This is a genomic window from Nodosilinea sp. LEGE 07298 (assembly GCF_015207265.1).
Lineage (GTDB): Bacteria > Cyanobacteriota > Cyanobacteriia > Phormidesmidales > Phormidesmidaceae > Nodosilinea.
Window position 1 is genome coordinate 1 of the sequence record NZ_JADEXE010000242.1, and the last position, 10,266, is coordinate 10,266.

General features: G+C 58.1%; 10 protein-coding genes and 1 pseudogene. 6 read left to right on the top strand and 5 right to left on the bottom strand.

Annotated features, from left to right (window positions below; translation table 11 throughout):
* Nucleotides 1-105: 105 nt before the first annotated feature.
* Nucleotides 106-774, bottom strand: coding sequence for a hypothetical protein (locus tag IQ273_RS24785; RefSeq protein WP_194025818.1), 669 nt, complete (start codon nt 772-774; stop codon nt 106-108).
* Nucleotides 775-985: 211 nt separating this feature from the next.
* On the opposite strand from IQ273_RS24785, the gene IQ273_RS24790 reads away from it, so the two are divergent.
* Nucleotides 986-2,413: an MFS transporter gene (locus tag IQ273_RS24790; protein ID WP_228053799.1), complete on the top strand. Its 1,428-nt coding sequence runs from the start codon at nt 986-988 to the stop codon at nt 2,411-2,413.
* A 160-nt stretch (nt 2,414-2,573) separates the two neighbouring features.
* Nucleotides 2,574-3,173, top strand: a complete 600-nt coding sequence (locus IQ273_RS24795; RefSeq protein ID WP_194025819.1) for a fasciclin domain-containing protein — start codon at nt 2,574-2,576, stop codon at nt 3,171-3,173.
* A gap of 110 nt (nt 3,174-3,283) precedes the next feature.
* Here the strand turns inward: IQ273_RS24795 and plsY are convergent, their stop codons facing one another.
* Nucleotides 3,284-3,934: a glycerol-3-phosphate 1-O-acyltransferase PlsY gene (gene plsY, locus IQ273_RS24800; RefSeq protein ID WP_194025820.1), complete on the bottom strand. Its 651-nt coding sequence runs from the start codon at nt 3,932-3,934 to the stop codon at nt 3,284-3,286.
* A gap of 189 nt (nt 3,935-4,123) precedes the next feature.
* Nucleotides 4,124-4,432 (bottom strand): hypothetical protein, encoded by a 309-nt coding sequence (locus tag IQ273_RS24805; protein ID WP_194025821.1) that lies wholly within the window; start codon nt 4,430-4,432, stop codon nt 4,124-4,126.
* A gap of 159 nt (nt 4,433-4,591) precedes the next feature.
* On the opposite strand from IQ273_RS24805, the pseudogene IQ273_RS35980 reads away from it, so the two are divergent.
* Nucleotides 4,592-4,693 (top strand): annotated as a pseudogene (locus tag IQ273_RS35980) (VOC family protein); the annotation flags it as partial.
* 240 nt (nt 4,694-4,933) lie between these two features.
* Complete coding sequence (locus IQ273_RS24810) at nt 4,934-6,010, top strand: D-alanine--D-alanine ligase family protein (RefSeq protein ID WP_194025822.1); 1,077 nt, start codon at nt 4,934-4,936, stop codon at nt 6,008-6,010.
* Between the two features lie 124 nt (nt 6,011-6,134).
* Here IQ273_RS24810 and cbiB read toward each other — a convergent pair whose 3' ends face one another.
* Together cbiB and IQ273_RS24820 are read right to left on the bottom strand one after the other, a co-directional pair.
* Nucleotides 6,135-7,145 (bottom strand): adenosylcobinamide-phosphate synthase CbiB, encoded by a 1,011-nt coding sequence (cbiB, locus tag IQ273_RS24815; protein ID WP_194025827.1) that lies wholly within the window; start codon nt 7,143-7,145, stop codon nt 6,135-6,137.
* Nucleotides 7,126-7,569, bottom strand: coding sequence for an Rrf2 family transcriptional regulator (locus IQ273_RS24820; protein ID WP_194025823.1), 444 nt, complete (start codon nt 7,567-7,569; stop codon nt 7,126-7,128). The genes cbiB and IQ273_RS24820 overlap by 20 nt, the downstream gene beginning before the upstream one ends.
* A 439-nt stretch (nt 7,570-8,008) precedes the next feature.
* Between IQ273_RS24820 and IQ273_RS24825 the strand changes: the two genes are divergently transcribed.
* Nucleotides 8,009-8,413 carry an AbrB family transcriptional regulator gene (locus IQ273_RS24825; RefSeq protein WP_194025824.1) on the top strand — a complete coding sequence of 135 codons (405 nt, stop codon included), beginning with the start codon at nt 8,009-8,011 and terminating at the stop codon, nt 8,411-8,413.
* Between the two features lie 273 nt (nt 8,414-8,686).
* On the top strand, nt 8,687-10,168 hold the full coding sequence (locus IQ273_RS24830) for a hypothetical protein (protein WP_194025825.1): 1,482 nt from the start codon (nt 8,687-8,689) through the stop codon (nt 10,166-10,168).
* Nucleotides 10,169-10,266 lie beyond the last annotated feature (98 nt).

Here is a 10,266-nt window from a genome sequence, read left to right on the forward strand (position 1 = left end):
GGGCGCTAGGGGGCTGGATTAATTCAGTCTATTTTAGCTATGCGGTACTAGTGGCCCCGTTTTTTGCCCCCACGCACTCACCACTGACCTACTCACCCACTTACCCTAAGGTGAATCACCGCTCGGTTCACCCATCGAGTCGCCTGTCAGTACCGTCAACGACTCCGCCAGGGCCACGGCCTCCTCGGGAGTAACGTCTTCGCAGCCCTGCAGCGCCTCAAACAGATCGCCGATGTAGGTGGCTCCAATGAGCCGGTAGGCCCCAGAGCTGCCGATTAACCAGTCGGTGAAGAGATTGGATTGCGGAAACTCGGCGCTGAGTTCGGCATCGGTGAAGGGGCCGTAGTTGAGTCCGTAGCCCTGGTCACCAAACAGAGGCGGCTGAATTGGCAGACGGCCCTCGGTGGCAGGCATATCGCCAATGCCTGTGGCGGCAAACTCGACGGCAAAGCACTGGCTGCCCTCGCTTTGGTAAACCACCAGGTAGCCAGGGCCAGAGCTGCTCGAATCAACCCGCATTTCAACAATCGAAAACGATGGCGGCACCTGCCCCGGCACGATCACCTCTACGCCCAGACTGGTGAGTTGGTCAGTTTGGGTCGGCGACATTTGGCCTAAAAAGGCCCCCTCTGGCGGTGGTGGCGGCCCAGGGGCATTGAGCGGGACCGATGGGTTAGCGGGGCTTTGCAGGGAACTCGGGCTGCGACCATCGCAGGCGGCCAATGACCCTGCTATCAGCAGCGCTGTGGCTACCATTACCGTTTTTGTTGTCATGGTGGCATTAACCCCTGCAAGTGGTATCGAGGTCATCTTATCGTGTTGCCCCAATGTTGCTTGAGCCGCTGCTGCGCCTACTCTCCAGCCGAAGATTCTTACGCTCTAGACCCGCTGCTAAAATCGTCAGTACTGGCCCTTCGTACGGGGTAAACCACAGGCGTTAAACCTATGGCATGATGAACCCCTGTTGCCGTGGAGCCTGATTCTGTTGCGTAAGCTGCCGCCTCTGCCTGTTTCGGTGAAAGTGTTTTATGGCGTAGGGGAGTTGGCGGCAGCGGTGCCGGCCAGCCTATCGGCGTTTTTTGTGCTGTATTTTTTTACAACCGTAGCGGGGCTGAGTCCGGCTTTGGCGGGGGCGGTGTTGCTATTTGGCCGGGTGTGGGACGCCATCAATGACCCGCTGATTGGCTGGCTGAGCGATCGCACGGTATCGCCCCTGGGTCGCCGCTACCCCTGGATGCTGGGCGGGGTGATTCCGCTGGCGATTGCGTCGGTGCTGCTGTGGACCGTGCCGCCGTTTCCAACCCAGTGGGGGGTGTTTGCCTACTATATTGTGCTGTCGATCTTTGCCTTTGCAGCCTTTACGGCGGTGCAGTTGCCCTACACAGCTCTGGCGGCCGAGTTGGCCGATGACTACGACGAGCGCACCGACCTGATCGGCATGAAGTCGGCCTTTAGCATTGGCGGCAGCATTGTGGCGCTGCTGCTGGCCCAAGTGGTCTTTGGGCGGGTGGCCGACCCGGCCCGCCAGTTCTTTATTTTGGGGGCGCTGTCCGCGAGTCTGGCGGTAGTGATTATTGGCCTCTGTGTGGCGGGTACCTACCGGCGCTACTGGCAGGTGCAGCGAGGCCGACCGCAACTGGCCAACGCTGCCGAGGCTCCGGCGCTGCTGACCCAGCTGCGCAGCGTGTTTAGCAACCAGGCCTTTCGGCAAATTTTGGGCCTTTACCTGTGCGGCTGGATGAGTGTGCAGGTGACTGCCGCCATGCTGCCCTACTTTGTCGGGGCCTGGATGGGGCTGCCCGCCACTCACTTTGCCCAGATGGCGCTGGCGGTGCAGGGAACTGCGATCGCCATGCTCTGGGGCTGGGACTGGGTGGCCAAGCGCACCGGCAAGCGCACGGTGTTTTTGATGGGGGCACCGCTGGCGGCGATCGCCCTGGGCGGTCTGGCTACGGTGCAGCCGGGGCAGGTGGTGTGGATGTACACCCTGGGAATTTTGGCCGGTGTCGGGGTGGCAACGCTGTACATGGTGCCCTTTGCCATGCTGCCCGATGTGATTGATTTAGATGAACTGAATACTGGCCTACGGCGGGAGGGGCTGTACTTTAGCGCCCTGGTGTTTTTGCAAAAGCTGGGTCTGGCGCTGGCGCTGTTTATCTCAGGGCAAATTTTGGGGGCTACAGGGTACCTCGCCACCGCCGCGACTCAGCCGGTGGCCGCACTCAACGCCATTCGCCTGTTGATTGGCCCCCTGCCCGCCCTGCTGCTGGGGGTGGGGCTGTGGTTTTGCTACCGTTACCCGATTACCCGCGATCGCCACCAGCAAATTTTGCTGGCCCTCACCGTTCAGCGGCAGCAGCGCATCGATACCGATGCTGCCGCTGGCTCCGATGTGCCAGCCCAGGAAGTTTAAGCATATTCCATCTAAAAGCGGCTGCAAAGCGGGGAACACCGTTCTCTCTCCTTAGGAGGAGGTTGCTCTATAGCCGCATTGTTAAGTTCTTTAAAGCGTGCTCATGCGCTGACTCCGCATGCATGTTTTTTACGCCGTTTCGAGTATAAGGACCTTTTTCATGGCTATTAAGCGTTCCTCTCAAGCTAAGCGCTGGCTAACTGGTTTTGCGAGTGTCGGTGCTGCCGCGCTGCTAGCGGCCTGTGGTGCAGAAACCGGCCCCACCGCCGTAGATACCGCTCCCGAAGACCCCATGGTGACCGAAGAGCCTGCCACCGACTACTCCGCCACTGGTGAAGATACCATAGTTGATCTAGCGGCTAGCTCCGATGAGTTTAGCACTCTGGCCCAGGCTGTTGAGGCCGCAGATTTGACTGAAGCGCTGTCTGCTACCGGCCCGATTACGCTGTTTGCGCCCACTAACGAAGCCTTTGAAGCGCTACCCGAAGGCACCCTTGACGAGTTGCTGCTGCCCGAAAATCAGGATTTGCTGCGGCAAGTGCTGACCTACCACGTGGTGCAAGATGAAGTGGCTGCCGCTGATGTCACCACTGGGGACGTGCCTACTGCTGCTGGTACTCCCCTGTCTTTGGTGGTAGACGAAACGACGGGCGATGTCATGGTGAATAATGCCATGGTGGTCGAGCCCGATATTCAGGCCAGCAACGGTATTATCCACGGTATCGACCAGGTCATTCTGCCCCCGGATTTGGCTCTCTAGTCGATGCTTTAAAGAGGCGTTAATTTTCCCCTGGTTTCGTTGTCTCCCGACTCCTGCCAAAACCCCAGCGCTGCGGCCCTGGGGTTTTTTGGTCGATGGATGGTGACCCTTTAGCTGCCGTGGTTAGAGGGCTGCTGCCCCAGGCGGGGTTCGGTACCGGCCAGCAGGCGGTCGATATTACCCCGGTGGCGCAAGATAACGTAGCCCGCGCCCAAAATGCCCAGCACCACGTAGGGCAGCGGCTGGCCGGTGGCCACCATGAGCACCATGGTGGCGATCGCAGCGGCGATCGACCCCAGCGACACAATGCGGCTGAGGGCCAGGGTAAGACTAAAGGCGATGACAGCCCCCAGCGCGACCGGCCAGGCCAGACCGATCAGTACCCCCAGCCCCGAGGCGGCCGACTTGCCGCCGGTAAAGTTAATCCACACCGATTTGCTGTGGCCTACCAAAGCCATCAGCCCGGCCAGCATGGTCACCCAGGCCTGCAACGGCGGGGCGAAGGGGGCCAGGGCAGAGATCTGGGGCCAAAGCGCGATCGCCAGCAGCACCGCCAGCAACCCCTTGAGCAGATCGATAATCAGGACCGCGATCGCCGCCCCTTTGCCCACCGCCCTCAGCACATTGGTGGCACCCGTGCCCCCCGACCCGTACTGCCGAATATCAATACCTTTAATCCAGCGGGCAATCAAATAGCCCGTAGGAATTGACCCCAGTAGGTAAGCTGCCACCAGCAGCAGCACAATTGCTAAAACCGCCAACGCCCTATGTCCTCGTGCGTAATAATGTGGTGTGAAATTGGGGCTAAGCGCCCTGTTCTAGCCTTCACGGCCTAGTTTGTGCGCTCTGCCACTACCAGTCTAGGAGGATTGGTGTACCCGTTTGGGCAGAAGGTTAGCAATCCTTATCTAAGCCGATAGCTGGCCCTACCGATAGGCTGACGTAGCGATCTACTGAAGGTCTGGTTTGGGCAGCGCTTCAGTGGCGGCACAGAGTCGTTCAATCACCTGCTCGGCGGTAATCAGCCGCTTCAGCACCACCTGCCCAATCGGTTCGCTGGTGGTGTTTTCAGGCTTGACCTCAACCATTAGCACCGTCTCTTCTACCTGGTACAGCCAGAGGGTTTCGCCCTGCTCTTGAATCGACAGGTTGAGGCGACGCATGTGGGGCTTGCGCTGCCAGCCCAGCTCGTTCCACAGACCACCAAATTCCCATACCCGGCCCGTTATCCAACCGTCTGAAAGAAAAAAGTACTTCACCGCTCACTCTGCCACACCATGTATCAATGGCATTATGCACTGTGATGAACGATTGACCGCAGCCCCGTCCCATTTAATATAGTGTCGAGATTAAATTTGGCCAGATTATTGGCCAAATTTAATCTATCGAGATGAAGGCGCACATGTTGTCCAAATGTGGAGGGGCCAGTACCGCGTACCGGGGCAACCGGGCCGCTGGTCTCGATCTATATTCGCGGCCCCGACGGCAACCTTCTAGAACTCCGTGTTCCAGCCGAGTGAGGGCCTGTTGCCAAGGTTTGAACAACTAGCGTGGGGCAAAAAACTTCGGCCAACCATCCGGATGGGTCCAGCGACCGGCGTAATAAGGAAAGGTAGATGCACCCTGATTGTTAAGCCTTGAGATACCTGGAGGGATCTCAAGGCTTTTTTTTTCCTGCTCTCTGCAATCGCCCACGCCAGCGCAGCGCGAGAACGCTGCTGTGATACCCTATCCGCAATTAGCGCGAAGGCAGAAATGTTATGGCGAAAGTAACGGTAGGGCTGGTGTTTGGTGGCTGCTCAGGGGAGCACGAGGTATCGATTCGATCGGCGCAGGCGATCGCCCGCGCCCTGGCCAGCGGCACCAATGCCGCCAAATACACCGTGCTGCCGGTCTACATTGGCAAAGATGGCGTCTGGCAGGCCGGCCCCGAGGCAGAGGCTGTGTTAACCGCTGGCGTGCCGCCCCAGGATGCTGCTGCCCCAACGGCTACGGCTCGCCTGCGGGTGCCCCAGTTTGAGCAGGTCGATGCGATCGATATTTGGTTTCCGGTCCTGCACGGCCCCAATGGTGAAGACGGCACCGTGCAGGGGGTGTTTAGCCTGATGCAGCAGCCCTATGTGGGGGCTGGCGTGCTGGGTTCAGCGGTGGGCATGGATAAAATCGCGATGAAAACAGCCTTTGCCCAGGCCGGACTGCCCCAGGTTAAGTACCTGGCGGTGAGCCGAGCTGAGGTGTGGTCGAACCCCTGTATTTTTCCAAAGCTGTGCGATCGCATCGAAGTCGAGCTGGGCTACCCCTGCTTTGTCAAACCCGCCAACCTGGGGTCATCGGTGGGCATTGCCAAAGCCACTACTCGCAAAGAGCTAGAGGCCGCCCTCGACAGCGCCGCCAGCTACGATCGCCGCATCATTGTCGAAACTGGGGTGGTGGCCCGCGAGGTTGAGTGCGCCGTGCTGGGCAACGATAACCCCAGGGCCTCGGTGCTGGGCGAAATCACTTTCCAGAGCGACTTCTACGACTACGACACCAAATACACCAGCGGTCAGTCGCAGCACACCATTCCGGCCCAGGTGCCAGAAGATGTTGCCCGCCGCATTCGAGAAATGGCGGTGACGGCATTTCAAGCCGTAGACGCCGCCGGAATTTCGCGGGTAGACTTTTTCTACGTCGAAGCGACGGGGGAAATTCTCATCAATGAGATCAACACCCTGCCGGGTTTCACCGCTACCAGCATGTACCCAATGATGTGGGCCGCCAGCGGCGTGAGCTTTGCGGAACTGGTCGATACGTTGATTGAGCTGGGCTTTGAGCGCACGGGGCGAGGCCCGGAGTAATCAGGGAACGCCCCCACCGGGGTGCAAATGTACCGTAGGGTGGGCACTGCCCACCAGCCCTAAATCAGCGCTATTCGCCGGAATAATCTGTCCTGCGGCCTCAAATCACGCTGGCCGAGTGGGGTCACAGCCAGGTTTGGAGGGTTAGAAACGCTACTCCCACGGCGAGCCACAGCAGAGTAGCGCGGCGGGTGAGGGCAAGGGCCTGGAAAATGCGATCGCCCGTAATCGGCTGCACGGCATCCCCCAGCAGCGGTTTCTCTTTGACCTGGCCGCGATAGGTGTTTTTGCCGCCCATCTGCACCCCTAGAGCGGCGGCGTAGGCGGTTTCGCTCCAGCCAGCGTTTGGGCTGGGGTCATTGTCGGCATCGCGGCGGCAGAGGCGCAGCACGTGGCCAGGCTGCCCCGACAGTAGGGAAATGGTGACCACCGTTAGGCGGCAGGGCAGCCAGGTGAGACCATCTTCAAACCGGGCGCTAAACCAGCCCAAATTGGTATAGGGGGCTTCGCGGTAGCCCACCATGGAGTCGAGGGTGCTGGCGGCTTTGTAGGCCAGAGCTACGGGCACGCTGCCCATGGGCAATAGCGCCCCCACCAGGGCGTAAAACAGGGGAGCCAGCACCCCATCGGTGGCATTTTCGCTGACGGTTTCGAGCACTGCCCGCAGAATTTCAGGCTGATCTAGATGCTCGGTATCGCGGCCTACGTAGAGAGCCAGGCGGGCTCGGGCTGTGGGAATATCGCCCGCCTGTAGCGGTGCCAGCACATCTTCAGCCGCTTGCCGCAGACTGCGACCAGCCAAACAGCTAGCCAGCAAAACGACCTCGCACCCAGCGCCCACCATCGGGTGCAGTCGCTGGGCCAGGTACACCACGCCCCACCCTGCTACCCCGCTGCCGACAATGATGCCAAGACCCAGCAGCACCCCCAGACTCCGCTCTGCCAGCGGCGATAGCTTGAGGCGAAAGACCGTCCGAGAGGCTCGATCAATCACCCACCCGATCGCCTGCACCGGGTGGGGCCAGCCCCAGGGATCGCCCACCAGGCGGTCTAGCCCTGCCGCCAACACCAGCACCAATTCCTGGTGAAATTCCAGAGCGCCAAATTCTAGAGCGCTAAACCATAAAGCTGACATCATCCCCCTGGGCCGCCTGCCAACTGCGGGCATCAAAGTACAAATCTTCCAGGGAAATACTATAGAGGGCTTCTTTGAGTTTTTGGGAGAGGCGGTTCCAGACGGCAAAGGTGACCCAATCTTCGGCCTGCTCAGCCTGGGGAATGTGACGGGGGAGCGGGTCGACCTGTTCGCCGACGGCGGCTAAAATTTGGCCCAAAAATATTTGGTCGGCGGGTTTAGCCAATCGATATCCCCCCTGGGGGCCGCGCACCGAGTCGACAATGCCAGCTCGCCGCAGATCGATTAGCAGTTTTTCAAGATAGGGGGGCGGCAACCCCTGGCGACTGGCAATGGTGTTGACTGAAACGGGCTGTCGAGATGGGTGTAGGGTTAGATCGAGCAGAGCCTTGACGCTGTAGTGGCCGCGAGTCGTTAGTTTCATGGGCTAGTTTAGATCCCCAAAAAGTTAGCCTTTGATGACGCGGCGCGATACCGATTAACAGAGCCTTTGTAGCGCTAGAACGGCCCAAGAGAGCGATCGCGGTAGTGGCTAAATGGCCTGGCTTATCTATATCTGAGTGTAGGTTAAGGAGCGTCTCTGGCTCAAGGCAACGTCCCCGGCAGGCCGCCTAATCTGCTTGAGTAGTAGGTTAAAACAGCCTAATGGCCAGTACTTTTAGTACTTTCAAGTAGGGCCAAAGGGCGCTTGTTTTAGTCTTAGCGAAGGAAACGTTAAGAGGTCAAAAAAGAGCATGCAAAAACTATTTCACTGTAGTATGATTTTGCGTGTTGTCATTAAATGTAGAGCTAGGCAGATACAGGTTTACTGCCCCTGCTTAAAAAGTGTCTGGAGCAAACCGTTGTGAACGAGAATAGAGTTAATGGCTAACGCAACTCATGTAGAACCGCTGGTCGGTAAAGAGTTACTGCAAAAGGTTAAAGACCTTGATGATCTGAGCAAAGAAGACAAGGCAAAAGCCTGTGGGTATTACACCCTGACTAAATCAGGTAACCCTCGGGTCAACATGATGAAATTTCTCAATGCGCTGATTGAAGCTGAGGGTATACAGCTCGACAGTTCTCAAAACGGCAACGGACGCGGTGGGCGTAGCGCGAGCTTTCGCATTACCGTACAGTCGAATGGCAACCTGCTGATTGGCTCGACCTACACTAAACAGATGGGGTTGAGGGCCGGCGACGAGTTTGAAATTACCCTGGGCCGCAAGCACATTCGGCTTAAGCAGTTGGGCGACAACGGCGCTTTTCTTGAAGACGACGACGACTAAGCGGGCCTGTGGATGAGAAAACCAGTTTGGGTTTTCAAATCACATGATCCGTTATTAGGTCGCTTAAGTACAATGAGCGAACCAAGTCTGTTATGGGCTGGTTCGCCCTTTTCTGATGCTCTCTAGCTGCTAGCTAGGGCCATTTTTGGCTGCCCTAAAAGTTTGGCTAAGCAGCAGAGCAATTGTTTTTTGGGGCTAGTGCGTAGAACATTTGTCGAAAGCCCAATACCAGATGAGCTGAGTTTTGAAAAATAAAGAATTGTGCGGTAGTCTATGAACTTTCCTATAGTTTTAGACATTGCCCTGGGGCTGGTCTTTATCTTTTTTGTGTTGAGTTTGCTGGCCAGCGAGACTCAGGAGATTATTGGTACCCTTCTGCAATGGCGAGCCGAGCATTTGAAGCAGTCAATTGAGGTGCTGCTGGCCGGTAACGAACGCGAGAAGGCGGCGGCCGCCCAGGAACTGGCCGATGCCCTCTACGAAAGCCCTTGGATTCGCAGCTTGAATCAGGAGGCTAAGGGGTCGATCGCGCGATCGTTTCGCCGTATTTCTCATTTTATTGGCCGCGTCTATCGCACCCTGACGGGGCAGCGCAACGTGTTTGGGGTGGGCAAAACTAGCGGCCCGTCCTACATTCCGCCCGAGGCGTTTGCCAACAGTCTGCTAGAGCGCATGCAGCTGGGCAGCCTGTGGCAGGTGCTGGCTAACGATCGCATCTATGGGTTTACCCGCGATCGCGTGCTGGCTCCAGTCACCAACATTCTCAGTGACCTGAAGGCCAGCACCGGCAATGAGTTTTTGCTCAATGCCGAGCTACAGCAGCTGGAGGTGGGCATTCACGGCATTATTGACGATTTTCAGGCGGGCATTGTGTCGCTGCCCGAAAGCCTCGATCGCGTGGTCAATCGGCTAGAAGAGTTTGGCTTTATGGCCACAGATATTTTGCCCGACAACCATCCCCTCACCGAGACTTTCCTGCGCCGCCTGGAGTACATCAAGCGCGGCCTGGCCAGCACCCCTACCGAAAAAGCGGCCCTGCTGAGTAAACTGCGCCCCAACGTGGCTCAACTGCTCGATATTTTTGACAGTAATAGCCCGGCCTACAGCGAGCTAAGCCGTCTGGCTCGGGGGGGTAACCCCGACGCCCAGGTGCTCATCGATCGGCTGGCTAAGGCTCCTATTACCCCGGCTCTGCGCAGCAGCCTGGCTGCGATTGCCTGCAAGGTCGAGGTCACCGCCGATGCCGCCCGCGACGACGTGACGCTGTTTGGCTACGAGCTAGAGAAGTGGTTCGATCGCGGCATGGAGCGGGCCACCGGGGTCTACAAGCGCAACGCCAAGGCCGTCGCTCTGCTGATTGGCATTGCCACCGCCGTCTCCATTAATGCCGACTCGTTTCACATTGCCACCCGCCTGGCCGTAGACCCAATTTTGCGCAGCTCGATTACCCAAACTGCCGACCAGCTGGTGGCCGATTCGCCGGGTGACTTTGGCCAAGAGCTAGAGCAGGTGCAAGTTGCCGTCAACCAGGCCCTCGATGATATTCCCTTTCCGCTGGGCTACGGCGATACGGTGGTGCGGCAGCAGCTCGATGCTGAAGAGTCGTGGCCGATTCCCTTTATACCGCGTCGGCTGATCGGCTGGCTGGTCAGCGGATTTGCTATTTCTATGGGGTCAACGTTCTGGTTCAATGTGCTGAAGAAAGTAGTGAACGTGCGCAATACTGGCGGTAAGCCAGAAGGCGTGAGGGAGTGAGGTAGATGGGTGGATGGGTGGATGGGTGGATGGGTTAGGTGAGCGAATCAGGTGAATGATCGGATGGGAGTAATGGAGGCATTGGCACTGTCCTTGGG